We start from the raw sequence: 25639 nt of genomic DNA, 5'->3' as shown, positions 1-25639 counted from the left end.
CCACCGGGGCGACCCGGCTCAGGATGCCAGCTTTTCCGCTACGTAATCTTCCAGTTCATTGATGGCCACCCGGTCCTGCGCCATGGTATCCCGGTCGCGGACCGTCACCGCCTGGTCATCTAAGGTCTGGAAGTCGACCGTGACGCAGAGCGGCGTGCCGATTTCGTCCTGGCGCCGGTAGAGCTTGCCGATGGCGCCGGTGTCGTCGTACACCGTGCGTATCCTGCCCCCGGACTGCAGCGACCGGCGGATATCCCGGGCCGTTTCGGCAAGCCGTTCGTCGGTCCGCTTCAGCGGAAAGACCGCCACCTTGACCGGGGCCAGGTGGGGCTTGAGCCGCAATACCGTACGGTAGTGGTCGCCGATGACCTTCTGCGACAGGTTCCGCAGCGTCTTGCCCTCCTTGATCCGGTCCGCCCCCGACATGGCCAGGAGCGCGTCGATGCGCGGCATGTTTTCGGGCAGATCGCCGGCGATCGCCTCCCCGAAGGCCAGCAGGGATTCCCGCGTTTCCTCCGGCATCTTGCTGTTCTTCGCGACCGACGCGTTGAAGGCGTCCAGCCCACCCTTGACGGCGGAAAGCTTGTCTTCGGGCGGCGCTTTTACCATGGATTCGTCGTAGGCTTCGCTGAGCACGGCCAGCAGGCAGCGGCCGACCCCCGCCGCCGGCTCGACCACGAAGGGGATCACGTGTTGGTTCGCCTGCGGATCGAAATAGGAAAGCCTGGTCGTGCTGGAAGGGTTTTCCGCTACTTGCGCCGTGAGGTCGTACTGTTCCTGGTACCGCGTGTGGGAGCCCAGGTCGAAGTCCGTCCGGCTCGCGATGCCCTCGAGTTCCTCGAAGCCGAGGGTGGGATATCGGTACATGAGGTCGTAGGTCTTCTTCGAGTAGTGGGCGAGATCATCCTGCGGCACGTCAAGGATCCGGATGTTTTCCCTGCTGACGCCGATGTGTTCCCACCAGGCGAGGCGGTCCTCCAGCCACCTGTCCTGCCATTCGTCCTCGGTACCGGGATGAACGAAGAACTCGATCTCCAGCATGTCGAATTCCCGGACGCGGAACAGGAAGTTGCGGGGATTGATCTCGTTGCGGAACCCCTTGCCCACCTGGGCGATGCCGAAGGGCAGCTTGCGCGCCGTGGTGGTCAGCACGTTGTTGAAATTGACGAATATGCCCTGGGCCGTCTCAGGTCGCAGGTAGGCAAAAGCACCTTCTTCAGATACCGGACCCACCTGGGTCTTGAACATCAGGTTGAAGGGCCGCGGCTCGGTCAGGTCCGTGGATCCGCAGGCCGGGCACACCCCACCGATCTGGTCGGCGCGCCACCGTCCCTGGCACTTGCGGCAGTCCACCAGGGGGTCGACGAAGGTCTCTTCGTGACCCGAGTACTTCCAGGTCAGCGGATTCATCAGGATGGCGCTGTCGAGCCCCTCCATGTCATCCCGCTCATAGACGTTGCGCCGCCACCAGGAGTCCACGATGTTGTTCTTCAGCTCGACGCCCACCGGGCCGTAGTCGTACAGGCCCTGCAGGCCGCCATAGATTTCCGAGCCCGGGTAGATGATTCCGCGGCGCTTGCAGAGGGAGACGAGTTGTTCCAGCGAGACAGCGGCCACCGCGGTCCTTTCGAGTTTGTACAATGGGGAGATGGCAGGCAGCGCGGCACTTCAGGCACGCCGCGAACAACGGGTTCACCATAACGAAAACACCCTGCGGTGTCAACCCAAAAGGCCCTGGCCGCGCCTAAAATATAGATTGACAGAAACCGGGTGCCCGCGCATTGATACATAGCGTTTTAAAGGTGTTTCATCCTGCTTCCAGAACCTCAATCGGATACCCGGTGCTATCGATGCATGAAACGGCCATAAGCCACGACGATCTCGGCGCGGTCGCCGGTGATTTCCAGGGCCGGCCGGCCATACTGCACTACGGGGATTGCGCCGCCGAATACCGGGCAGTCCGGACCGCCGCCGGCCTGAGCGACCTTTCCGGCCGCGGCAAGTTGCGCATGACCGGCGCGGACCGGCAGCGCTTCATGCACCGCGTGGTGACCAACGACGTGGAGCAGCTCGGCGCCGGCGAGGGCGTCTATGCCTGCATGCTGACGCCCCAGGGGAAGATCATCTCGGACATGACGGTCCATGTCCGCGAAGAGGACCTGCTCATCGACGTGGAACCAGGGATGGCGGACGTGCTCCGGAATACACTCGACCGGTACGCCCTCATGGACGACGTCGAGATCGCGGACGTCACTGCCTGCTACGGTCTGATCGGCGTGTCCGGCAGGCGGGCGGACGACTGCATCCAGGGCCTGGCCGGTCCCCTGCCGCCGCTTCCGCCCGGCGGACACGGGGAGATCGAATTAAGCGGCGTGCCCGCGACGGTGGCGCGTGCGCATCGTACGGGCGAACGGGATTACGACATCTACGTACCCGCCGGAAGTGCGGATGAAATCTGGAAGGCGTTACTCGCCGGCGCGGGAGATGGCGCGGGAGGCGGCGCTCCCTGCGTACCCATTGGATACGAGACCCTGGAGGTCCTGCGCGTGGAAGCGGGCATTCCCCGCTGCACGGCGGAACTGGACGACCGGATCATACCCAACGAAGCGGTGAAGGACCGGGCCGTCAGTTTCACCAAGGGTTGCTACATCGGGCAGGAGCCCGTCGTGATGATGGAGCATCGGGGCCGCCCCAACCGCCTGCTGTCGGGACTGGTCATCGAAGGGGAAACGCGGCCCGAGCCAGACGCCATGATCCGGAAGGACGGGAAGGAAGCCGGGTGGATCACCACGGCGGTCCACGGACAGGCGGTCGACGGGATCATCGCGCTGGGATTCGTCCGGCGGAGATCCATGGCGTCGGGCGGACCAGGCGGACCGTTGGAAGTCGAGGTGAACGGCCTTCCGGTCCGCGCCGAAATCGCGGACCTGCCTTTCTACAACCCCGGCTCTTGAAGCACGGCCAGAGCCCTTGATGCACGATCCCGGCTCTTGATGCACGACCCGGTCCTTATTGCACGACCCAAGCCCTTGTTGCACGACCCAGACCCCAAATATCGGAAGGCGTATTACAGGAATCCCGGCGCATCCCATGTCGAACACTACCTTCTCCCTGCAATCCCCCCTGGACATGCACATCCACTTCCGCGAAGGCGCCATGATGAGGCGCGTGGCGCCGCTGAGCGCGGAGACCTTCGCGGGCGGCGTGATCATGCCCAACCTGGTGCCCCCCGTGGACAACCCCGACCGTCTGGAACGGTACGAGCGGGAAATCAGGGCGGTCGTGGACCGCCACGCCTTCGAACCCTACATGACCCTGTTCATGCGGCCCTACCCCGAAAGTGAACTGGCTTCGATGAAGGACCGTATCATCGGCGTCAAGCTGTACCCGGAGGGCGTAACCACCCACAGCGATGAAGGGGTCGGCGAACTTCGCGACGTGGAGGACACCCTGGCCCTGATGCAGGACCTGGGCATCCGGCTGATGGTTCACGGCGAAACGACGGATTTCGTCATGGACCGGGAGCGCGCGTTTCTCCCCGTCTACGAAGACCTGGCCACGCGCTTTCCCCGGCTGCACATCGTCATGGAACACATCACGACCCGTGAGTCCGCCGCGCTGCTGGATCGCCACGAGAACCTGTCCGCCACCGTCACCCTGCAGCACCTGATCATCACCCTGGACGACGTGGCGGGCGGCCTGCTCAACCCTCACCTCTTCTGCAAGCCCATCGCCAAACGGCCGGAAGACCGCGACGCGCTCCTCGCGCTCGCCCTCGAAGCCCATCCCGGGCTCGCTTTCGGCAGCGATTCCGCGCCCCACCCGGTCGACAAAAAGGAGAGCGCCGGCTGCGCCGCGGGGGTCTTCACCGCCCCCATCGCCCTGCAGATGCTCGTCGGGCTTTTCGAGGAACACGGCGCGCTGGACCGGCTGCAGGCCTTTGTCTCGGATAACGCGAAACGGATCTACGGGGTCGCACCGCCTGCAAAAACCGTGGTGTTCGAGAAGACCGGGGCGGTCATCCCCGAGCGGTACGGCGACGTCGTCCCCATGTATCCCGGCAGGGAACTGGATTGGGCGGTGGCGGAAGTGCGGTAAAAGGCCGGGTGGCGCGGACGGGACGCAGCCTACTCCAACCGGATGGCGTTGGAGATGATCCAGAGCCTCTGGCGCTCGCCGCGCAACAGGGTGCTGCGAAGCTGGTAGACCTCGGTGTGATAGACCCCCGGGCCGGGAACCTCCACGAACAGTTCATGTCCTTTGGTCTCGATCAGGGGTACTCCGTCTCGGTACAGCCGTATGCGCACCGGGCCCGATGACGGCGCAGTCACGTGCAACCGTCCGCCGTCCTGGTACTCGACACTGGACCCCATGGACTCAGTCTCCGGTCCCCTGGAGTGCTTGAAGGAAAAACCGGGAGCCGGCTCGTATCCTTCCAACACCACGTAGCAACTTCCGCGGTGGATCGCGTTCAACAGGATCTTCTCGTCGACCCCGGCGTCGCCCGTCAGTTCCGTACCGGTGATCACATAGGTCCGGATCAATCCGAACATGCGTTCATAGGTGGGGAAGGACAGGTGGCGTTCACCCCAGAGCTTTATGCGCTCGTGGGCGTCCAGACTGCCGATCACGGTCACCGGTTGGCGCTGCGCGCGATGCATCCAGAGTCGGATGGCCTCGTCGGGACGGTCGATGAGGCTGTTGAAGACCCCGTCGGGCATGAACGGCAGGAAAACAAAGGCCCGCAATAGTTCCAGCACGCCGTCATCGCGCCATTCGCTGTTCCCGTTGAGCACTTCCAGGCCGTCCATCTCTTCCAGGGTCCAGTCGGTCCAGGGCCGGCGGCCCGTGGGGTGCGCCGCGATGGACACACCGCCCGATTCGGAAATCTCCTCGACAACTGCTGGTAGCCCCAGGGGGCCGTCCTGGCTCACATCCCTGCCCACGCCGAGGGAAAGCAGGTGGCCCGCGCTGGTGTTGACCTCTTCGCCCACCAGCAGCAGCAAGCCGTCATGATACCCCTGGTGGCCGTCGATCAGGGGTTGCATGGTGTCGTGATCGGTCAGTACGAGAAAATCCGGTCCCGCGTTCTGCCCCGCCCGGACGATATCCTCGACCGATCCCCCGCCGTCGGAGTAGGTGGAATGGATGTGGATGGCGCCGGAATAGCGCGGCGAAAGCCCGGGATCCGGGTCCGGCGCGGAACGGGGATATTCGGACCGCATGATCAGGTACCCATCGACGATCCAGAGCAGGAAACCGGCCGCGACGAGTATTTTCAGCGATTTACGCAGATTCGGCATGACAACCCGTCCGGTGTTTGAAGGCCCGATCTGTTCCGGAGCGGCCACTTCCGGCTCGCCCGCCCGCAACCACAAGGAGAGGAGCGCCTCCTCGTTTACGCCTCAAGGTGGACTCGACCCATCAGACGCCACCACAGAATGCGTGCTCCAGGTGCGTTACCCCGGGTGGGTTCCGAGAGAGGTCGATCCCGACGACGTCGAAACGGCACGGCGTCTCCTGCCAGCTTCGTTCCTGCAGGAACCTTCGGGCGGCCCGGGCGATATGACGCTGTTTCCTCGCGTCCACCCGGGATTGCGGGTCCCCGAACCGGCGGCCGGTTCCGGCCTTGACCTCCACGAATACGAGTTCGTCGCCGTCCCGGGTAATGAGGTCGATTTCGCATCGGGAGACGGGGTCCCGGTAATTCCTGGCCAGCACGTCATGGCCCTTTCGGCGCAGAAGGGCTTCCGCGATGGACTCGCCGCGTGAACCCAGGATTTGCGTCGATGTGGTCATGATGCCTTCGAGATGAATGCCCGGAATCAGTGCCCGGGATCAACACGGGATGACAGGGCGTATATTCGATGCTAGCCAGTGGTCAGGCCGGGGTGAAAACGAATCTCTTCCGCAGGAAGGAGCGGCGATGCACGGCCGACGGTCCATGGTCCTCGAGCGCGGCCAGGTGCGCCGCCGTGCCGTAACCCTTGTGACGGGCGAATCCGTATTCGGGGTATTCCGGGTCGCACGCGATCATGATCCGGTCCCGCGTCACCTTCGCGATGACGGACGCCGCCGCGATGGAGAGGCTGCGTGCGTCGCCTCCCACCACGGTGGTCTGGGGGCCCCGCCAGTCGATGGGGTCGATCCCGTCGACGAGCAGGTGGCCGGGAGGCGGCGATAGGGCCTCCACGGCTTCTTTCATGGCGATAAGGTTCGCCCGGCGGATGTTCACCGTGTCGATCTCGGCCGGGTCGGACCGGCCGACGCCGATGGCCGTGGCAACGGCCGTTATCTTCTCGTAGAGGGCCTCCCGCCTGGCGGGCGTGAGGCGTTTCGAATCGTCCAGGCCCGGAATCACGGCATCATCCGGCAGCATCACGGCGGCCGCGATTACGGGGCCGGCCAGGGCGCCCCGCCCGGCTTCGTCGACACCGGCCGCGGGCCGCGCGCCATGACCGAGGAGGGACCGTTCAAAGCGGGCCATGGCCCGGTGTCTCTTCCGCTCCGCGTCGCCCTTCGCCATGCTCAGTTGCGCCGCTCGGCGATCCGGGCGGCCTTGCCCTTGAGCTTCCTCAGGTAGTAGATGCGAGATTGCCGCACCTTGCCCCTGCGCAGCACCTGGATCTTTCCAACCGACGGCGAATGCAGCGGGAAGATGCGCTCGACGCCGATCCCCTGTGAGATCTTGCGGACCGTGACGGTCTCGCCGATGCCGTAGCCGGACCGCTGGATAACCACGCCCTGGAAAAGCTGTACGCGTTCCTTGTCGCCTTCGCGGACCTTGACCTCCATCCGAATGGTGTCTCCGGCACGGAATTCCGGCAGGTCGGTCCGCAGCTGGTCCTGGGTGATCGTGTCTAATGCGTTCATGATGGTAACTTCCGTCCTTTCGAACGACCGCGGGTACGCTACCCGTTTTCGTCCTGTTGAAGGGTTCTCAGATAAGTCATATCCTCTCCGGTCAATTCCACGGTTTCCAGCAACTCGGGACGGTGCTGGTACGTCTTCTTCAGGGCGTCCTGCCTTTCCCATCTTTCAATGCGCCCATGGTGCCCGGAAAGCAGCACCTCGGGCACGCGCCATTCCTGGTAGTTCTCCGGCCGCGTGTACACGGCGTTGCCCAGCAGTCCTTCGTAGTGCGAATCCGTGACCGCGGAAGCCATTTCGCCCAGGACCCCGGGGAGGAGACGGATCACGGCGTCGGCGACCATCATGGCCGGGATCTCTCCGCCGGTGACGACGAAATCGCCCACGGAGTACTCCTCGGCGCCCAGGCCCGTGGCCACCCGTTCGTCGACACCCTTGTAATGCCCGCAGATCAGGACCAGCTGGTCCAGTTCCGCGAAGGACCTGGCCGTATCCTGCACGAAGGGCCTGCCCCCGGCCGACAGCAGCACGGTACGGGAGCGGTCAGTCCGGTCAGCCCCGGACGGTTCGTCAGCCTGGTCAGTCCGGGACGACGTGTCGACCTGGTCAGCCCTGGACGCCCGGGACGCTTCGTCAACTTGCCGCCGGATATGCTTTACGCCCCTGCATATAGGCTCCGCCTTGAGCACCATGCCCGGGCTTCCACCGTAAGCGTAGTCATCGACGGTTTTGTGGCGGTCCATCGTAAATGCCCGCAGGTCGTGGACGAAGACATCCACCAGGTCCTGCCGGCACGCCCGGCCCACGATACTCTCCCCGAAGGGTCCCGCGAATACACCCGGGAAAGCCGTGAGAATGTCGATACGCATGGTCAGTTCCGCTACGAGATCAATCCCGGGATCTTCCGTACGACGATCCTGTCCTCACCGGGATCGAGTTCCACCACGATGTCCCGGACCGCCGGGATCATCGCTTCTCCTGTTGGCGTGTCCACCACGAACACGTCGTTCGCGGGCAGGGACATCACCTCGCGGAGGGTTCCGATCTCTTCTCCTTCGTCGGAAACGACCGCGCAGCCTTCGAGTTCGAAGACATAATACGCGTCACGGGGCAACGGGGCGACGGCTTCTTCGGGCACCTGGATGTACGCGCCGCGGAGCCGTTCCGCATGCTCCGCCTTATCGACCCCGTGGAACTTCATCCGCCAGCCGTTCCCGTCCCGGTCGCAGCGTTCGATCTCAAGCGACTCCCGCCGTCCGTCCTTCAGTTCCACGCCGATCCGGACCAGGTCCGCGAACCGGTCCGGTGCGTCCGACAGTCCTTCCACGCGGACGAAGCCCTTGAGGCCGTGGGGTTTGCGGATGAATCCGATATTGATCCAGTCTGCGCTCACTTACACCCCGCCCCGGCGCACCGCCGGCCGATCCGCTTTACCGCTCTCGCCCGCCCCGGCACACCGCCGACCGATCCGCTTCAGTTTACTCGGCCGCTTCGGTCGTCTCTTCGTTGTCGCCGCGCCACTTCTGAATCGCGCCGCTCTTCACCAGAAGCGACCGCACCGTTTCGCTCGGTTGGGCGCCGCGGTTGAGCCAGTCGACAGCCTTTTCCACGTCCATCTCCAGCTGTTCCGGCGAAATGGGGTTGTAGTAACCCAGGCTTTCGATGTATTTGCCGCCCAGGCGTTTCCTGTTGTCCGTAACGACGATCCGGTAAAAGGGTCTCTTCTTGGCTCCCGTGCGGCGAAGCCGTATGGCCACTGCCATGTTCCGCTCCTTAGGCTACCCGAAAGGCAGCATTTTCTGACCGAGCCGTTCGAGGGCGCCCGGCCGGTTCAACTGCTTCATCATTTTCTGCATCATGTTGTATTGTTTCAGTAACTGGTTCACCTCCTGTACGCTCGTGCCGCTTCCCCGCGCGATCCGGCGGCGCCTGCTGCCATTGATGACCACGGGGCGCGCCCTTTCGTGTCTGGTCATGGAACTCAGAATGGCGTCCATGCGAACGAGCGCTTTCTCATCCATGTCCATATCCTTCAACGCCCTCTTGTTTACTCCCGGCATCATTTCGACCAGTTCCTGCATGGAACCCATTTTTCCCAGTTGCTGGAGCTGCGACCGGAAATCCTCAAGATCGAAGGTCTGCTTGCGTAGTTTCGTTTCGAGCTTGCGCGCTTCCTCCACGTCGATGGCAGCCTGTGCGCGCTCGACCAGGGAAACCACGTCGCCCATCCCCAGGATCCGGGACGCCATCCGTTCGGGATGGAACAACTCCAGGGCGTCCAGTTTCTCGCCGACGCCCACGAACTTGATGGGCTTCCGGGTAATCTGCCGAATGGACAGCGCCGCGCCGCCGCGGGCGTCCCCATCCATCTTCGTCAGGATACAGCCGTCGATGTCAAGGTGCTGGTCGAAGACCTCGGCCACGTTGACCGCGTCCTGTCCCGTCATCCCGTCCACCACGAGCAGGATCTCGTGGGGATGTACCGCCTCGCGGATCCCGCGGAGTTCATCCATCATCTCCTCATCGACGTGCAGTCGACCCGCCGTGTCCAGGATGACGACGTCGTGGTCCTCCCGGTCCGCGCGGTCCACGGCGACCCTGCAGATGGCCAGAGGAGACCGGCCGTCCCCGAGGGCCACGACCGGCACGTCCAGCTGTTCGCCGAGTACCTGCAGCTGCTTCACCGCCGCGGGCCGGTAGATATCCGCCGCGGCCAGTATGGGCCGGTGGCCCGCACTGAGGAAGTGGAGGGCCAGCTTCCCCGTGGCCGTCGTCTTGCCGGACCCCTGCAGGCCGGCCAGCATGACGATGGTCGGCGGCGATTCCGCGAGGGCGACCTCGACGGCTTCCTCGCCCATCAGGGAGATCAGCTCCTGGTGGACGATCCCCACCATCTGCTGCCCCGGGGAAAGGTTCCTGAGCACGCCCTGCCCCAGGGCCTTTACCTTGACCGAGTCGATGAAGGTCCGGGCTACCTTGAAATTCACATCGGCTTCCAGCAAGGCGCGGCGCACCTGCCGGAGGCTGTCGTCGATGTTCTTCTCCGTCAGCTTGCCCTGGCCGCGGAGATTCCGGACGATTCCTTCCATGCGTCCGGTCAGTTCTTCAAACACGATACGCTCCAGTGCGGTCAACCGGTTCTTCTCAGGCTTGCCACCCTGTAGGGTCAGCCGTCATTTCTCAGACTGGCTGCCCAGTGCGGTCAGCCGGTTTTTCGAAACCGCGCCGCGAAACTCCCGTCCACCCCGTGTACCGGCGGAAGCGTGGCGATCCGGCCCGCGCCGTCCATTACTCCGGCCAGTTCCTCCGGCCAGCCGCCGGGGCTGTCCGGACGAAAACCGGGATGCCTGCTGCAAAACGCGGCCACGACGTCCTCGTTCTCTTCAGGCTCGATGGTGCACGTGCTGTACACCAGGACGCCGCCCGGCTTCACCATGCCGGCGCCTTTCTCCAGCAACGCCAGTTGCTCGCCGCGGAGCCGGCCGATGTCCTCCGCCGTTCTCCGCCACCGCAGATCGGGCCTGCGCGCGATGGTGCCGAGACCGGAACAGGGCGCATCCACCAGGACCCGGTCGGCCTTTAAATCCAGGCCGGGCGACCGGCCGTCCATGACGACAAGACGCACCTGCCCCAACCCCATTCGCTGCCGGTGTTCCTCCACGCGGCGGAGTCGATGCGGTGACGTATCGCAGGCGATCACCCGTCCGCCCGCGCCCACAATTTGCGCAATATATGTTGTTTTTCCGCCCGGAGCGCAACATAAATCGACAACGTTCTCGCCCACTTTCGGGCCCAAAAGCCTCACCGCGAGACCCGCGCTTTCGTCCTGTACCTGGAAAAGTCCCGCCTCATGTGCGGCCAGTCCGTGCAGTTCGCCCGCGTGCCTAAGAATCAGGAAATCATCGAGCCATCGCCCCGGCTCCACCTGGATGCCGTGCAACGCAAGCGATGCGGCGAGGTCCTGCGGCGTGGACCTCGCCGTGTTGACCCGAGCGGACAGGGTCGGCGGCCGGTTCCCGGCCTCCATGAGGGCGGCGGCGGATTCCACGCCGTACCGATCGATCCATCGCTTCGCCAGCCAATCGGGATAGGAATGGGTAATGCCGAGGTCCGAGACGGGGTCTCCCCCATGCGGTGGCCGCGAAAGCTGGTCCCGCTGCCGGATGGCCGACCTCAGGATCGCGTTGGTCAGGCGGACGGTGCCTTCGTGCCCGTAGCGCTTGGCGAGTTGCACGGATTCATGGGTGGCGGCGGCGTCGGGGACCTGGTCCATCATCATCAACTGGTACAGGCCCATGTGGAGGATCAGGCGGATCCACGGCGTCAACGACTCCGGTTTGCCACGCAGCAGCCGGCCAAGCATCCAGTCCAGGCGGCGGCGCCAGCGGATGGAACCGTATACCAGTTCAGTCGCGAAGGCCCGGTCCCGGGCCGGGTAATCGTGCCGCCGGAAGAGGGCATGGAGGGCATCCCGCGGCCCCATGTCCCGATCTTCCGCGCGATGCAGCGCTTTCAACGCGATCTCGCGCACCGATGAGGCAGTCTCGCGCACCGATGGGGCAGTCTCGCGCACCGATGGGGCAGTCTCGCGCACCGATGGCGCGTTCTCTCCGGCCTCGGTCGGCGTTTCGTGGTCAGGTCGAACCATGATAGAGGTTCCGTGCTCAGGACGGTGCTGTCCGGCCGTGCTCGACCGCGGACCGCGGACGCTAGGAGCCGCCGAGAAGGTCGCCTGCTACGGGCCGGTATCCTCTCACAAATTCCGCGCCTTCGATCCTGCTCCGGCCCTCGGGCTGCACCATGGTCAGCCTCAACCCGCCTTCTCCGGTCTGCACCGTGATGCCCCGGCGTTCGTCGGCGGAGACGATCTCTCCGGGCGGCCCGCCCCCTTCCCCTTCCCCTTTCAGGCTGAGGGGCTGACTCGAAATAACCCGGAGGCGCTGGCCGCGCCAGGTGGTGAAGGCCATGGGGATTGGGTTCAGGCCGCGCACCCTGTTGTGTATGGCACGGGCCGGCAGCCGCCAGTCTATGCGGCCGTCCTCCCGGGAGATCCTCGGCGCGGGCGACGCTTCGCCCCGTTGCGGACGCGGCGTTATGCGGCCGTCCGCCACCCGATCCACCGTGCGCAGGAGCAGGTCCGCGCCGGTGCGGGACAGTCGGTCGTGCAGTCCGCCGGCGGTTTCTTCCGGTCCGATCGGCACGGTCTCCTGGCAGAGGATGTCGCCCGTGTCCACCTTCCTTTCGACCAGGAACGTGGTGACGCCCGTAACCTCGTCCCCGTTCATCACCGCCCACTGGATGGGCGCCGCGCCGCGGTACCGGGGCAGGAGGGAAGGATGCAGGTTGATCGTGCCGCGCGGGGGGATGGCCAGCAGTTCGTCCGGCAGGATGCGGAAGGCCACGACCACGAACAGGCCGGCGTCCAGGGACCGAAGGGCGTCCAGGAAACCCGGGTCGCGCAACTTCTCCGGCTGCCAGAGCGGTATACCATGCCGTAGGGCGGTTTCCTTCACCGGTGAAGGCGCGGTCTTCAATCCCCGCCCCTTCGGTCGGTCGGGGCCGGTGACGACGCCGGCCACCTCGTGTTCCGGGCGGCCGATCAGCGCCTCGAGGCTTGGCACCGCGAAGGCGGGCGTACCCATGTAGACCACGCGCATATCAGACCGCCTGACCGCTCTCCTTGAGCTTCCTCAGCTTGCCGCGGAGGAACTGCTGGCGGAGCTTGCTGAGGTGATCGATGAACAGGACGCCCTCCAGGTGGTCGTACTCATGGACCAGGACCCGCGCAAGCAGTCCGCTGCCCTCGATCTCGACGGGGCGTCCGTCCAGGTCCGTCGCCTCGACGCGCACGACCTCGGGCCGGGTCACCTTGTCGAACAGATCGGGAAAACTCAGGCACCCCTCGTCTCCCGTCTGCGCGCCTTCCTGCTTGACGACGCGCGGGTTCACCAGCACCAGGTGTTCCGGCTCTTCGTCCAGGGACGGCCCACGGCGGTCCAGGAAGAGTTCCGGACCGATCGCCCCGAGGTTCACCGCGTACATGCGGACGGGCTCCCCGACCTGCGGAGCCGCAAGCCCGACACCCTCCGCGTCGTACATGGTGTCGACCAGGTCCCCGGCGAGGAGGCGCAGCGCCGAAGATATCTCCCCCACCGGGCGGGACTTTTCCCGGAGTACCGGGTCGCCGTATATGCGAATGGGTCTGACCGCCATGGCTGCTTCCTGTTATTCCTTTCCTACTCTTCCTTGCCGCCCTTCTTGCTGCTGATCAGGCGGGAAATGGCGCTGCGTTGCAGGTCGATGCGGACGTCGTCGGCGATACGCACCGTGACCGTGTCCGCCTTCAGTCCGGTAACGACACCGATGATCCCGCCCTGCGTCACCACCTTGTCCCCGTTCTGCAGGGCGTCCAGCATGGCCTGGTGTTCCCGCTGACGCTTCTGCTGGGGACGGATCAGCAGAAGGTAGATGATCGCGAACATCAACAGGATGGGGATCATGGAGATCAGGAAACCCGGTCCGGAAGCGTCTCCGCCACCGCCGGGGCCCATGGCAAAGGCATCTTGAATCACTGGGGTTGCTCCTTTCTTGCGGTCTCACTTCTTGCGGTCTCACTTCTTGCGGTCTCACTTCTTGCGGTCTCACTGCGATACGCGGTCAGAAACGACCTGCTCCACGCGCCAAAACGGCCTTCCAGGATGGCTTTTCTCATCTCGGAGACCAGGCCGACGTAGAAGTGGATGTTGTGCAGAGTCCCCATTCTCGGACCCAGTATTTCTCCCGCGCGGTAAAGGTGCCGGATGTACGAGCGGCTGAAGGTCCGGCAGGCATAACAGGAACAGGATGAATCGATCGGTCCGTCATCGGCCCTGAAGCGAGCGTTATAGATATTGATGCGTCCGGAGCGCGTGTAAAGCGCGCCGTTCCGGCCCTCGCGGGTGGGAATGACGCAGTCGAACATGTCGATACCCCGTCCCACGGCGTCGACGAGGTCTTCCGGCGTGCCGGCGCCCATCAGGTAACGGGGCCGGTCTTCCGGCAGGTGTTCTACGGTGGCGTCGATCAGGTCCGCCATGGCCGATTTCGGCTCCCCGATCGACATCCCTCCGATGGCGTAGGCGTCAAATCCCCGGTCCACCAGCGACCGCGCGCAGTCGACCCGGAGGTCTTCGTAGACGCTTCCCTGCACGATGCCGAACAGCGCCTGGGGATGCGCCCTTTCTCCCTCCAGTTCGTCGAAACGCTTTTGGGACCGCTCGGCCCATCGCAACGTCAGGGCGGCGGAATCCTTCGCGTAACCGTAGTCGCAGGGATAGGGTGGACACTCGTCGAGGGGCGCGATGATATCGGCGCCGAGTGCGGTCTCTATTTCCATGACGGACTCCGGCGTGAACAGGTGCCGCGAGCCGTCGATATGCGATTGGAAGGTCACCCCCTCTTCCTGAATGGACTTGAGGTCCGAAAGGCTGAACACCTGGTAGCCCCCGCTGTCGGTCAACAGGGGCCGCCGCCAGTTCATGAAGCCGTGCAGCCCGCCCATCTCCCGGATCAACGCATGTCCGGGCCTGAGAAACAGGTGGTAGGTGTTGCCGAGTATGATCTGCGCGCCGGCGGCCTCGAGTTCCTCCGGCGTCAGCGTCTTCACCGTCGCCTGGGTCCCCACGGGCATGAACACCGGCGTGCGGATTTCGCCGTGGGGGGTCGTCATGCGGCCGGCCCGGGCGTTGGAAGCCGGGTCCCGGGCGAGCAGGTTAAAGGCCAGCGAAGCCATACCGCGAGACCCGCGATCCTCCAGTCGATTGGTCCATGACTATTCCAGCGATTTGATGGGGCCTTCGCCGCGGCCCAGGATGAACTGTTGCACCAGCGCGTCGTCACAGTTCCGGATCTCGTCCGGTGTCCCCACCATGTGAATCACCCCGTCGTGGAGCATGGCGATGCGGTCCGCGATCTTGTACGCGCTGATCATGTCGTGGGTCACTGCGATCGCCGTCACCGACAGCCGTTGGTTCATGTCCAGGATCAGGTCGTTGATGATGTCCGCCATGATGGGATCCAAACCCGTAGTGGGTTCGTCGTAGAGAATGTACTCCGGGTTCATGGCGATCGCCCTGGCGAGTCCCACTCTCTTGCGCATGCCGCCCGAAAGTTCCGCCGGCTTCTGTTCCTCCACGTCAGACAGGCCGACCATCTGGAGGCAGGTCCGGACCCGTTCGTTGATCTCCGCCTCGGTCCGGTCGGTGTGTACCTTCAGGGCGATCCCCACGTTCTCGCCCACGGTCATGGAATCGAAGAGGGCGCCGCCCTGGAACAGGAAACCGAACCGCTTCCGGATTTCGTCCAGCTTCGTGCCGTACAGCCTGGTCACGTCCCTGCCGTCCACCAGCAGCGTTCCGCCGTCCGGGTGCAGCAGGCCTGTGATGTGCTTGAGCAGCACGCTCTTACCGCATCCGCTCCGGCCGATGATGACCATGGTCTCCCCGGACTCGATGGTCAGGTTGACATCCTTCAGCACCGGTTTCCCGAAGGCTTTTCTCAAGTGTACGATTTCGATCATGAGCGGGTAGAGATCGTAACGCGGGAAGAACGGTCAGCCCGGGTCTTCGTGATAGAGATCCGGGTTCTCGAAACGGGCGAAACGGTCCACGAAGACCAGGTCCACCGTTCCGACGGGACCGTTGCGCTGCTTGCCGATGATGATTTCCGCCTGGTTCTGCTCCTGTTCCTCGCCGTCTGCGTAACGGGCGGGCCGGTAGATGAACAGCACCACGTCGGCGTCCTGTTCGATCGCGCCCGACTCCCTCAAGTCCGACAACTGCGGCCTACCGTCCCCGCCGCGGATCTCCACCGCCCTGGAAAGCTGCGACAGCGCGACGATCGGGACGTCCAGCTCCTTGGCCAGGGCCTTCATGTTCCGGGAGATGGCGGAGATCTCCTGCTGCCTGTTCTCCGCGTCGTTCGGGCCCCGCATGAGCTGCATGTAGTCGACGGCCAGCAGGCCGATGTCGTCATGCTCGGACATCAGCCTGCGCGCCCGGGAACGCATTTCGGTAACCGACAACGCCGGGGTCTCGTCGATGTACACCGGCGCGGTGGCGAGGGCCCCAACCGCGATGCTCAGGTTCGACCACGCGTCTCCCGGCAGCCGGCCGGTGCGCATCAAGTGGGAATCCACACGAGCCTCGCTGCAGAGCATCCGCTGGGCCAGCTGGTGGCTGGTCATCTCGAGGCTGAACAGGCCGACGCCGACCCCGGCCTCCACCGCCACGTGGCGGATGATGTTCAGGCAGAGGGCTGTCTTCCCCATGGCCGGCCGGGCCGCGATGATGACCAGGTCCCCGCGCTGGAAGCCGGCGGTCATCTCGTCCAGCCGGGTGAAGCCCGTGGGCACGCCGGTCACGGTGGTGTCCTGCTCATGGAGCTTTTCGATGTTCTCGAAGGTGTCGTGCAGAATGGGATTGAGCTGGGTGAAGCCGCGTCGGGCGTCGCGCTGGGACAGGGAGAACACCATCCGTTCGGCGTCGTCCAGCAGTTCCGCGGTGTCTTCCGACGATTCATAGGCCCGGGAGGCGATCTGGGTCGCCACGTTGATCAGCTTGCGTCCCTGGGACTTCTCGAGCACAATCCGGGCGTGATATTCCACGTTGGCCGCAGTCGAAACGCCTTCCGTCAGGCCGACCAGGTAGAAGGATCCCCCCACGGCGGGCAGTTCATGCCGCTTCTCCAGCTCTTCGCTCAGGGTGATCACGTCGGTGGGTTCGTTCCGGTCGTACAGGGCAATGATGGCGTTGAAGATCTTGCGGTGCGCCTCTCGGTAGAACGCGGTATCGTCCAGGATCTCGAGGGCGATCGATATGGCGTCCTGCTCCAGCAGCATGGCGCCCAGGACCGCCGCCTCCGCTTCCACGGCCTGTGGCGGAAGTCGCTCCGCCCCGTCGCTCTGGCTGTTCATGAGACCTCAGCTCCCGGGGTCGCCTGCGCATCGGACTGCGCGATACGGTCGTATTCCTTCCGCAACATCTGCACGTCTTCCCAGGTCGGCCGCTTGTAGGCCGCATTGCGCAGCAGGCCGGAAGGGTGGTACGTCACCAGCAGTCTGATGCCGTGATAGTCGTGGAACCTGCCCCGCAGCGACCGAATCGAATCGTTCTTCCCGAGCAGGGCCTGGGCCGCGACGCGGCCGAGGGCGCAGATCAACCTGGGTCGGACGAGCCGGATCTGCTCCTTCAGGATGGCGTCGCACGCGTCGATCTCTTCGGGCATCGGGTCGCGGTTGTTCGGCGGCCGGCATTTCAGGATGTTGGTGATGTACACCTCGTCCCGGGTGAAATCAATGGCGTTCAGGATGCGGGTCAGCAGCTTTCCCGCCTGGCCCACGAAGGGCTGGCCCTGTTCGTCTTCCTGGGCGCCGGGCGCTTCGCCCACGAACATCACGTCGGCGTGCTCGTTCCCGGTACCGAATACAAAGTGCTTTCGCTTGAATCCCAGCGCGCAGGCCGTGCAGCGATGGTATTTCGCATACAGAGCCTCGAGGGACGTTGCCGGGTCCGTCTGGGGCGCCTGGGGCGCCTGGGCCACAGGGGCCACAGGGGCCACAGGGGCCGCTCGCCCGGCCCCGGCAGGTTGGCCCGGCCGTACAGGTTGGCCACTTCGGGCAGGTTGAGCGGTCGGGGCAGTCTGGCTGCTCCGGGCAGGTTGGCCCGCCTGGGCCGCTCGCCCGGCCCCGGCAGGTTGGCCCGGTTGTTCGGAACGAGGCAACCCCCTCTGTTCCGGCAGCGGAAGCGCCCCGTCCAGGCCCTCCGGCAGGTAGAGCGATTCGAGACCCTGCTCTTCTTCCTGCCTCACGGCCTCGACGGTCTGGCGTATCAGGTCGGACAGCGACGCTTGGTTGTTCATGCGGGAACGACTTCCCGGTTTCTCAGCAGGGCGGCGACTTCGTCCATGACGCGGTCCGCCACGTCGGACTTGGACTGCAGGGGCAGGGATTCCTCGCGGCCGTCGTGGCGTATCAGGGTGACGATGTTCGTATCCGTTCCGAACCCGGCACCCTCGGCGGTGAGGTCGTTGTAGACCACCAGGTCCAGGTCCTTCTCCGCCAGCTTCCTGCGCGCGTATTCAAGACCGTCATGGGTCTCCGCGGCGAAGCCGATCAGCACAGGCGGCCGGTCGGCGGCCACTTCCGCGAGGATATCGGTGGTCCGCGTCATTTCCAACGTGAGACGATCCTGCGTCTTCTTCATCTTCCGGGGGGACTGGTCACCCGGCCGGTAATCCGCCACGGCCGCAGCCATGATCACGGCGTGCTGGCCTTCGCGGTTGGCCAGGACGGCTTCGCGCATTTCACCGGCGGTCCGGACGTGTTCGACTGCAACCCCGTAGGGATCCTGGAGGTTCGTGGGTCCCGCCACGAGCGTGACCGACGCGCCGCGCCGGACCGCGGCCCTTGCGAGGGCGTAACCCATCTTTCCGCTGGAGCGGTTCGTCACGCACCGGACGGGATCGATGTCCTCCGCCGTGGGGCCGGCGCTCACCAGCACGTTACATCCGGCCAGGTCGTGGTCGGGATCGGCGAGAATGGCGATCGCTTCCACGATATGCTCCGGCGCCGCCAGCCTCCCGTCCCCCTCTTCGCCGTTGGCCAGCAGGCCGAATTCCGGTTCGACGACGTGAACGCCACGACTCCGGAGGCGGTCGAGATTCGACTGGACGGCCTCGTTTCTCCACATGCGGAAATTCATGGCCGGCGCCAGGCAGCAGGGCGCTTCGCAGGCCAGCATCACGGAGGAGAGCAGGTCGTCGCCCAGCCCGTTCGCCATCTTGCCGATGATATTGGCCGTGGCGGGCGCGATGACCACCGTATCGGCCCAGACCGCGAGATCGACGTGTTCTTCGCCAGCCATCCCGGTATCGGGAAACTGCTCGACGGCCACGGGATGGGCGGTCAGCGCGCTGAAGGTTACGGCACCGACGAACGCACCGGCTTCACGGGTCATCACCACCCGGACGTCCGCCTGTTCCCGGATGAGCCCGCGGACTACTTCCGCCGCCTTGTAGGCCGAAATGCTGCCCGTCACGCCGAGGACGATCCGGCGTCCTTTCAACCTGGACATCGAAAGCTCCTGCCTTACTCCACGGCCTCGTCTTCCTCGGCCGGCTGGTAGTCGTAGTTCAACTCGTCACCGAGCAACCGGTCCAGCGCCTGGGTCGTCACTTTCTCGGCGCGGTCGTCCTGCGTGCCCAGCATCTTGTTATGGAGGTTGATTCTCCGTGCCTCCATGGCCGTCACCATGACGGCCTCGTAGATGTTGTCGGCGACGTCCCTCATGCGCTCCTGGGAAATGTACTGTGTGGTTTTCGTGGCGTTCATGGCTGCTCCCATCGGCTGATGCGACGCCGTTCGGCGGCTATGATCCCCCGAATGGCGTCAACGGTGGACTGCTGCTTGCCGTCTTCATTGTCGACCCCGTAGTCATACGCGGGCAGGTACTTCATCTCGGTGCGCGCCTTTTCCAGTCGCTTGCGGATCTGATCGTCCGTTTCCAGGCCTCGCTGTTTCAACCGCCGCGCCAGGCTGTCCAGGGATGGCGGAATGAGGAAGACGAGAACGGCCTCCGGGAAAATGGCCTTGACGGCCCCTCCGCCCTGGACGTCAATGACCAGCAGGGCCACGCCCCCGGACCGGATGATTTGCTCGACGGCGTCCCGTGGGGTACCGTACAGCACCCCGTCGTAAACTTCCGCCCATTCGAGAAAGTCGCCCTGACGTATCTTCTCCTTGAATTCATCCGCGCTGACAAACTGGTAATCGATCCCTTCCCGCTCGTTCGGCCGCTTCATCCGGGTCGTCATGGATACGGACCGGACGATGGCCGGGTCACCGGTCGTCAGCAACTCGCCGATCGTGGTCTTTCCCGTACCCGACGGTGCGGAGAGGACCAGGCAGAACCCCTTTGCCTCCGTTTGGCCGGGCGCGACGGAATCACTCAATGTGCGGCCGGGCGCGACGGAATCACTCAATGTTCTGCACCTGTTCGCGGACCTTCTCCAATTCTTCCTTGGCCTGGATGACGGAATGGCTGATTTCCGTATCGTTGCCCTTGGATCCGATGGTATTGATCTCCCGGTTCATCTCCTGGATGAGGAAGTTGAGGCGCCTGCCCGGACTCCCGTCGTCCCCCAGCGCTTCCAGGAAGGCGCCGCAATGGGCGTTCATGCGGACGCATTCCTCGGTCACGTCGCTGCGCTCCGCGAACAGGGTGATCTCCATGGCCACGCGCTGCGGGTCGACCGGTCCGTCGTCGAGCAGGCCTTCGATCCGATGGCGCAGGCGTGCCCGGAATTCGGCCACCCGGTCCGGCGCCCGGTCCTCGATCGACCGCAGCAGGGCCTGTATGGCCTGTATCCTGCCGCGCAGATCAATTTCGAGCGCCTTCCCCTCGTTCCGCTTCATGTCCTTGAAGGCGGCGAGGGCGCGCTCCAGGGCGGCCTCGATTCCCGCCCAGCGCTCGGCCGGGTCGACTTCGTCGGCTTCTGGCGTAACCAGGCCCGGGTAGGCGGCGACCATTTCCAGCGAGACCTCGCCCGATACGCCGAGCTCGTCCTTGAGCCGCCTCAGCGCGTCGCAGTACTTCCTTCCCGCCTCCGCGTCGATCCTGATCCCGTGGGCGTTGGTTTCTCCATCGTCGCACCGGATGGACACTGAGACGTTGCCCCGCGTCACGTGGTCCTGCACGTACGCGCGCACGCGTCCTTCCAGCGAACCCAGAGACTTCGGCAGCCGTACCGCGATGTCGCAGAACCGGCCGTTAACCGAACGCAGTTCGACGACGGTGCGGACGTCGGCGAGGTCGGATTCCCCGGCGCCGTATCCAGTCATGCTGCATATCATTCAAAGCCCCTGAATCCCCGTTACCGCCTGTTTCCAAGAAACATGAAAATACACGCTAAACGGCGATTTGTCAATAACATATTGGTGGCCGTCCGGCGGCGTTCCCGCCCATTTCGGGCACGCCCCGGGCAGGCTCCGGGCACGCCACGGTTACGCTCCGGGTACGCTCCGGGTACGCTCCGGGCACGCCACGGGCAGGCCGAAAAGAAGAATCATCACCCATGACGTAGCCGGTCCCGTTATATTAAGCAAAAGGCGGAACGCGGTGGTCCCGCCGGCGTGGAACGTCATCGAACAAAGATCGCACCGGAACCGGAATCAGGATGGAGCCGTCATGGACGCCCTGGTGTTGCAGGCCGTGAAAGACGAATGCGGGGAGCTTGAGGGGGCGCGTATTGTGGCCGTCGAACAGTACGCACCCATGGAAATCGGCCTCGTCCTGAAGATGAGCACGGGCAGGCGCGTGCTGTCTCTTTCCGTGCAGCCGGGTTTCTCCCGGGTTCATCTGTCGGATGCCGCGAAGAAGGGCGCAGCGTCGTCCGCGCTGCTCGCCGTGTTGCGGGACCATCTCATCCCCGGTGTGCTGGAAAAGGTCGACGTAGCCCCCTTCGAACGGGTGGTGCAACTCCATTGCCGGGGCCGGCCTTCTCCGGGATCCGGCCGGTACCGCCTGATCGCCGAGCTCATCGGGAACCGGGGCGTCATGGTCTTCCTCTCCGACCCGGAACAGGTTATCCTGGAGACCCTCCGCCGCATCCGGGGCACGGATAGGACGCTGGTTCCCGGCGAGCCCTACGCGTTCCCACCGCCGATGAAGAAGACACCCCTCGACGAAGCCACGGTCGAACGGCTGTCCGGGACGGATTGCATGGCCGGGGCGGACCGCCTGGAGACGCCGGAGGAACTGGCGCGTCATATAACCGCCACGTTTGCGGGCCTGTCCCGGGATATGGCCCGGGAGGTCCTCGCCCGTGCGGGCCTTTCGGACGCGACGGGTTTTGAGGGCACGGACATGGAGGACCGCATCGCGCGGACCGGGCGGAGCCTGGAGGAGCTTGTCCACCGCGTCAGGGCACGGGACTGGACGCCCTGCATCGGAAGATCGGAGGACGGGCGGGCCCGCATCCTTTCCGCGGTCCCGGTCCATTCCCTGCCCGAGGTGCAGGTGGAACGCCACGAATCCGTCAGCGTCGCGGTGGAAAGTTTCTACGAAGAACGGATGGCCGAAGAAGCGTTCAGGCAACGGCTGCAGAACGTGCAGCGGGCCTTGCGCGATGAGACCCGGCGCCTTGAACGCCTGGCGGAGAACCTGGGTCAGGACCTGATTGACGTGGAGCAGGAAGAGGAATACCGCCGGTACGGCGAGCTGATCACCTCTCACCTGGCCCGGCTCAAATCGGGGGCGGCGGAAGCCGTGGTCGAAGACTACTTCAGCAGTGGCCGGGAGGAAGTCGCTATTCCCATGAAGCCCGGCCTGTCGCCGGCGGAGAACGCCCGGTGGTACTTCCGCCAGGCCCGCAAGGCCCGGGATGGCCGGAAGGCGGTGGCCCAACGCATCGCCCGGGCACGGAAACGCCTGGAAGAAGTCACGGGCATCCGCGCGAAGCTGGGATGCGACGCCGATGAAGAGAGGTTGGAGGAGGTTTACAGAGCCTGCATCAGATTGGACCTGGTCAAGGCGCCCCGCGAAACCGGCACTTCGAAAACCGGCGCTTCGAAACGGCCGCGCAAGAAGGCCGGGCAGGACATCCATCCGAGGAGGTACCTCACCTCCAGTGGACACCTGCTGCTCGTCGGCCGCAACAGCCGGGAGAACGAAGCGCTGACGAAATCGGCAGCGCCGGACGACATCTGGCTGCACGCGCGGAACCTCGGCGGTTCCCACGTGATCCTGCGGCGGGAGGACAAGACCCAGATGCCGAGCAGGAAGACCCTCCACGAAGCGGCCTGCCTGGCGGCCTGGTACAGCAAGGGCCGCGGTTCCACCACGGTACCGGTGGACTACACGGAGCGCCGTTACGTCCGGAAAATGAAAAACGGCAGCCCCGGGCAGGTCGTGTTCACCCGCGAAAAAACGCTCTTCGTCGAACCCGGGCTGGCGCTCCGGCAAGCCGACGCGCAGGAAACGTCCTGACGGGGTTGACACGCTCCCATCAAACCCGGTCCACGATGCGGCCCTCGGCATAGGAGCCCAGTAGCTTGTAGTTTGCCGCGATCTCCCGGAGATGGTTGAGCGCCCGGCTGCAGAGCAGGCTCTCCGCGTGACCCTCGAAATCCAGGTAGAACAGGTACTCCCAGGGGGATCCGACCAGGGGCCGCGATTCGATTTTGTTGATGGAGATATCCCGCAGCGCGAAGACGCTCATGGCCTTGAACAGCATGCCGGGTTCGTGGGGCACCGAGAACACGATGGAGGTCTTCAGGCGTTCGCCCTCCGGTGGTTCAGGCTCTTTGCCCAGGACCAGGAAACGCGTATAGTTCTGGACGTTGTCCTCGATCCCGCTTTCCAGGATCTCGAGTCCGTAACGCTCCGCGGCCCGCGTGCTCGCGATGACGCCGACGTCCCGGGCATCTCCCTCCCCGAGCATCTTGGCCGCCCCGCCCGTATCGTACACGGTGTCGGGTTTCATCGACGGATGCTCCCGGAAGAACCGGACGCACTGTTCAAGCGCCTTGGGATGGGACTGGACCCGGCGGAGCTCCTCCGGCCGGACACCCGGTTTCGCCATCAGGTTGTGGACGATGCGGAGCACGATTTCGCCCACGATCTGCAGGTCGTGCTCCTGCATCAGGTCGTAGTTGACGTGGATGCTGCCCGCCAGGGTGTTCTCGATCGGCAGCATGCCGTAGTCGCAGCTGCCCTCGTCCACGGCGCGGAACACGTCGTCGAACCATCCGTGGGGTACCGGTTCGGCCCCGTCTCCGAAATAGGCGAGCACGGCCATTTCGCTGAAGGCTCCCAGCTCGCCCTGGAAGCCGGTCCTGTACTTCTTCAATCGGTCCTCCTTTCACCCAGCAACGCGGCCCTGCTATCCTTCGCCTTCGTCAGCGTCTCCACCAGTTCCGTTTCGCGCCCCTCCTCGATCTGCGCCGCCAGGTCGTCGAGCAACCGCCTGGCGTCCTCGATGCCGCGCAGCAGGGGCCGTCCGTTGGTCAGGCAGATGTCGGCCATCACCCGCACGGTGGACGCAGCCAGCCGGGTCGTGTCCCGGAATCCCGACGCGGCGAACTCACCCAGGCGTTCTTCCTCGCGCGCCGTTTGCTCCGCGGCAAGGGCCAGCACCACGGACAACAGGTAGGGCAGGTGGCTGGTGACGGAGACGATCCGGTCGTGGCGCTCGGCGGGAATGACGACGGGACGCGCCCCGATCCGGCGGACCAGGTCCCTGAGCAGGTCGAGCGCGCCTACATCCACCGCGGGCGGCGGAACCAGGGCGAAGGTCGCGCCCTGGAACAGCCCGTCATCGGCGTGGTCGATGCCGGTGTGCTCGGTACCCGCCATGGGGTGGCCGCCGACGTACCGCCTGATGCCGGCCTCGCCGGCTATGGCGGAAACGATGGCCTCCTTGGTGCTGCCCAGGTCCAGGAGGATGGTCTCCTCACCGAGGAGCGGCGCGAGGCGGGGCACCATGTCCAGGATAGACCGCACGGGCGTGGCGAGTACGACCAGGTCGGCGCCTTCCGCCCCTTCGGCCGTTTCAAGGTATCCCGCGTCGATGGCGCCGCGCTCCAGGGCCCGGTCCAGTACGGCCCGGTCCAGGTCGACGCCCGCGACGCGTTCCGCCGCCCCCGCCTTCCGGACCGCCATGCCGAAGGAACCGCCCAGCAGTCCCACGCCGATAATGGTAATGCGCATAGGCCAGCTCAGCCGATGGTCCGGTTGACGGCCGTCGCGACCGCCTGCAGTTCCGGGATCAGGGAGGTCAGCGCTTCCGGAGTCAGGGACTGGTCCCCATCGGACAGCGCGCGCTCCGGCGTCGGATGCATCTCGATCATGAGCCCGTCGGCGCCCACCGCCACGGCCGCCCGGGCGGCCGGCCCCACGAAATCGGCGTTGCCGGTCCCGTGGCTCGGGTCGATGAACACGGGCAGATGGGTGTATTTCTGCAGCACCGGTACGGCGGAGATGTCGAGGGTGTTCCGGGTCCAGGTCTCGAAAGTCCGGATGCCCCTTTCGCACAGGACGACGTTGTGGTTCCCCGCCGCCAGGATGTACTCGGCCGCCAGGAGCATCTCTTCGAGCGTGGCGGACATGCCCCGCTTGAGCATGACGGGCTTGCTGCTCCGTCCCGCGACGTTCAGCAGCGGATAGTTCTGCATGTTCCGGGCGCCGATCTGCAGCATGTCCACGTATTCCGAGACCATGGGTTCCATCTCGGGCTCCATCACTTCCGAGATGGTCGGCAGGCCTGTTTCCTCGCTGACCCGGGCCATGATCTTCAGGCCCTCCTCACCGAGCCCCTGGAAGCTGTAGGGCGAGGTCCTGGGCTTGAAGGCTCCGCCGCGTATGATATGGGCCCCTGCGGATCGGGCGTGCTGCGCCGCCTCCAGGAACTGGTCGTAGGATTCGACGGAACAGGGACCGGCGATGATGGCGATGCCGTCGCCGCCGATCATTACGTCGCCCACCTTGAAACGGGTCTTGTGCGGCTGCACCTCCCGGCTCACCAGCTTGTAGGGCCGCTGGATGCGCTGAACGCGGTCCACCCCCTCCAGGATCTCGAACTGTTCGGGAACGAGACTGAGCGTATTGCCGATAAGACAGATGATGGTGATCACGTCCCCCTGGATATCCCGTGGTTTGCATCTGAAGGCCCGGATCGTCTCGCGGACGTGTTCCTTCTGTGCTTCCGTGGCCTGCGGTTTCATTACGACGACCAT

At 64.9% G+C, this 25639-nt stretch carries 27 protein-coding genes; 3 read left to right on the top strand and 24 right to left on the bottom strand.

The genetic code is table 11. The features are described from left to right. Positions 1-18: 18 nt before the first annotated feature. Positions 19-1617, bottom strand: a complete 1599-nt coding sequence (locus OXH56_13505; protein MCY3556323.1) for a His/Gly/Thr/Pro-type tRNA ligase C-terminal domain-containing protein — start codon at positions 1615-1617, stop codon at positions 19-21. Positions 1618-1850: 233 nt separating this feature from the next. Here OXH56_13505 and OXH56_13500 point away from each other — a divergent pair, with 233 nt between their 5' ends. Both OXH56_13500 and pyrC read left to right on the top strand, forming a co-directional pair. Further along, positions 1851-2954 carry a hypothetical protein gene (locus OXH56_13500; GenBank protein ID MCY3556322.1) on the top strand — a complete coding sequence of 368 codons (1104 nt, stop codon included), beginning with the start codon at positions 1851-1853 and terminating at the stop codon, positions 2952-2954. Between the two features lie 136 nt (positions 2955-3090). Next, positions 3091-4098, top strand: coding sequence for a dihydroorotase (pyrC, locus tag OXH56_13495; protein ID MCY3556321.1), 1008 nt, complete (start codon positions 3091-3093; stop codon positions 4096-4098). Positions 4099-4127: 29 nt separating this feature from the next. On the opposite strand, the gene OXH56_13490 is transcribed toward pyrC, so the two are convergent. From OXH56_13490 to OXH56_13395, 20 genes are all read right to left on the bottom strand, one after another. After that, positions 4128-5303: a CehA/McbA family metallohydrolase gene (locus OXH56_13490; protein ID MCY3556320.1), complete on the bottom strand. Its 1176-nt coding sequence runs from the start codon at positions 5301-5303 to the stop codon at positions 4128-4130. Between the two features lie 121 nt (positions 5304-5424). Further along, a complete protein-coding gene (locus OXH56_13485) occupies positions 5425-5799 on the bottom strand; it encodes a YraN family protein (GenBank protein ID MCY3556319.1) in 375 nt (124 codons plus the stop codon). A gap of 82 nt (positions 5800-5881) precedes the next feature. After that, entirely contained in the window at positions 5882-6526 is a 645-nt protein-coding gene (locus tag OXH56_13480) for a ribonuclease HII (GenBank protein ID MCY3556318.1), read from the bottom strand. A gap of 2 nt (positions 6527-6528) precedes the next feature. Beyond that, a complete protein-coding gene (gene rplS / locus OXH56_13475; protein MCY3556317.1) occupies positions 6529-6873 on the bottom strand; it encodes a 50S ribosomal protein L19 in 345 nt (114 codons plus the stop codon). Between the two features lie 38 nt (positions 6874-6911). Beyond that, positions 6912-7739 (bottom strand): tRNA (guanosine(37)-N1)-methyltransferase TrmD, encoded by an 828-nt coding sequence (trmD, locus tag OXH56_13470; GenBank protein MCY3556316.1) that lies wholly within the window; start codon positions 7737-7739, stop codon positions 6912-6914. Positions 7740-7750: 11 nt separating this feature from the next. Further along, positions 7751-8263 carry a ribosome maturation factor RimM gene (gene rimM, locus OXH56_13465; GenBank protein MCY3556315.1) on the bottom strand — a complete coding sequence of 171 codons (513 nt, stop codon included), beginning with the start codon at positions 8261-8263 and terminating at the stop codon, positions 7751-7753. 85 nt (positions 8264-8348) lie between these two features. After that, entirely contained in the window at positions 8349-8633 is a 285-nt protein-coding gene (gene rpsP / locus OXH56_13460) for a 30S ribosomal protein S16 (GenBank protein ID MCY3556314.1), read from the bottom strand. A gap of 15 nt (positions 8634-8648) precedes the next feature. Continuing rightward, positions 8649-9986, bottom strand: coding sequence for a signal recognition particle protein (gene ffh, locus OXH56_13455; protein MCY3556313.1), 1338 nt, complete (start codon positions 9984-9986; stop codon positions 8649-8651). A gap of 86 nt (positions 9987-10072) precedes the next feature. Beyond that, positions 10073-11518 (bottom strand): 16S rRNA (cytosine(967)-C(5))-methyltransferase RsmB, encoded by a 1446-nt coding sequence (rsmB, locus tag OXH56_13450; GenBank protein MCY3556312.1) that lies wholly within the window; start codon positions 11516-11518, stop codon positions 10073-10075. Between the two features lie 61 nt (positions 11519-11579). Continuing rightward, positions 11580-12527, bottom strand: coding sequence for a methionyl-tRNA formyltransferase (gene fmt / locus OXH56_13445; protein ID MCY3556311.1), 948 nt, complete (start codon positions 12525-12527; stop codon positions 11580-11582). Position 12528: 1 nt separating this feature from the next. Then, positions 12529-13083, bottom strand: coding sequence for a peptide deformylase (gene def / locus OXH56_13440; GenBank protein MCY3556310.1), 555 nt, complete (start codon positions 13081-13083; stop codon positions 12529-12531). Between the two features lie 23 nt (positions 13084-13106). Continuing rightward, positions 13107-13442, bottom strand: a complete 336-nt coding sequence (gene yajC, locus OXH56_13435; GenBank protein ID MCY3556309.1) for a preprotein translocase subunit YajC — start codon at positions 13440-13442, stop codon at positions 13107-13109. Continuing rightward, complete coding sequence (gene tgt / locus OXH56_13430; protein ID MCY3556308.1) at positions 13439-14641, bottom strand: tRNA guanosine(34) transglycosylase Tgt; 1203 nt, start codon at positions 14639-14641, stop codon at positions 13439-13441. The genes yajC and tgt overlap by 4 nt, the downstream gene beginning before the upstream one ends. 39 nt (positions 14642-14680) lie before the next feature. Continuing rightward, positions 14681-15427 (bottom strand): ABC transporter ATP-binding protein, encoded by a 747-nt coding sequence (locus OXH56_13425; GenBank protein ID MCY3556307.1) that lies wholly within the window; start codon positions 15425-15427, stop codon positions 14681-14683. Positions 15428-15460: 33 nt separating this feature from the next. Further along, complete coding sequence (dnaB, locus tag OXH56_13420) at positions 15461-16822, bottom strand: replicative DNA helicase (GenBank protein ID MCY3556306.1); 1362 nt, start codon at positions 16820-16822, stop codon at positions 15461-15463. After that, positions 16819-17766 (bottom strand): uracil-DNA glycosylase, encoded by a 948-nt coding sequence (locus OXH56_13415; GenBank protein MCY3556305.1) that lies wholly within the window; start codon positions 17764-17766, stop codon positions 16819-16821. The genes dnaB and OXH56_13415 overlap by 4 nt, the downstream gene beginning before the upstream one ends. Next, entirely contained in the window at positions 17763-18980 is a 1218-nt protein-coding gene (gene coaBC / locus OXH56_13410) for a bifunctional phosphopantothenoylcysteine decarboxylase/phosphopantothenate--cysteine ligase CoaBC (protein MCY3556304.1), read from the bottom strand. Before coaBC ends, OXH56_13415 begins: the two co-directional genes overlap by 4 nt. A 14-nt stretch (positions 18981-18994) precedes the next feature. Further along, on the bottom strand, positions 18995-19237 hold the full coding sequence (locus OXH56_13405; protein MCY3556303.1) for a hypothetical protein: 243 nt from the start codon (positions 19235-19237) through the stop codon (positions 18995-18997). After that, on the bottom strand, positions 19234-19887 hold the full coding sequence (gene gmk / locus OXH56_13400; protein ID MCY3556302.1) for a guanylate kinase: 654 nt from the start codon (positions 19885-19887) through the stop codon (positions 19234-19236). Before gmk ends, OXH56_13405 begins: the two co-directional genes overlap by 4 nt. Beyond that, complete coding sequence (locus tag OXH56_13395) at positions 19880-20746, bottom strand: YicC family protein (protein ID MCY3556301.1); 867 nt, start codon at positions 20744-20746, stop codon at positions 19880-19882. Before OXH56_13395 ends, gmk begins: the two co-directional genes overlap by 8 nt. 346 nt (positions 20747-21092) lie before the next feature. Between OXH56_13395 and OXH56_13390 the strand changes: the two genes are divergently transcribed. Then, on the top strand, positions 21093-22892 hold the full coding sequence (locus OXH56_13390; protein ID MCY3556300.1) for an NFACT RNA binding domain-containing protein: 1800 nt from the start codon (positions 21093-21095) through the stop codon (positions 22890-22892). 19 nt (positions 22893-22911) lie between these two features. Here OXH56_13390 and pheA read toward each other — a convergent pair whose 3' ends face one another. From pheA to aroF, 3 genes are read right to left on the bottom strand one after another with little or no spacing between them, the layout of a single operon-like run. After that, positions 22912-23754, bottom strand: coding sequence for a prephenate dehydratase (gene pheA / locus OXH56_13385; GenBank protein ID MCY3556299.1), 843 nt, complete (start codon positions 23752-23754; stop codon positions 22912-22914). Next, positions 23751-24614 (bottom strand): prephenate dehydrogenase, encoded by an 864-nt coding sequence (locus tag OXH56_13380; protein ID MCY3556298.1) that lies wholly within the window; start codon positions 24612-24614, stop codon positions 23751-23753. The genes pheA and OXH56_13380 overlap by 4 nt, the downstream gene beginning before the upstream one ends. An 8-nt stretch (positions 24615-24622) precedes the next feature. After that, entirely contained in the window at positions 24623-25639 is a 1017-nt protein-coding gene (gene aroF, locus OXH56_13375; GenBank protein ID MCY3556297.1) for a 3-deoxy-7-phosphoheptulonate synthase, read from the bottom strand.

The organism is Gemmatimonadota bacterium (genome assembly GCA_026702745.1).
Taxonomy (GTDB): Bacteria; JAAXHH01; JAAXHH01; order JAAXHH01; family JAAXHH01; genus JAAXHH01.
The sequence above is the reverse complement of the archived record's forward strand: the minus strand, read 5'-3'. Positions and strand labels throughout refer to the sequence as shown.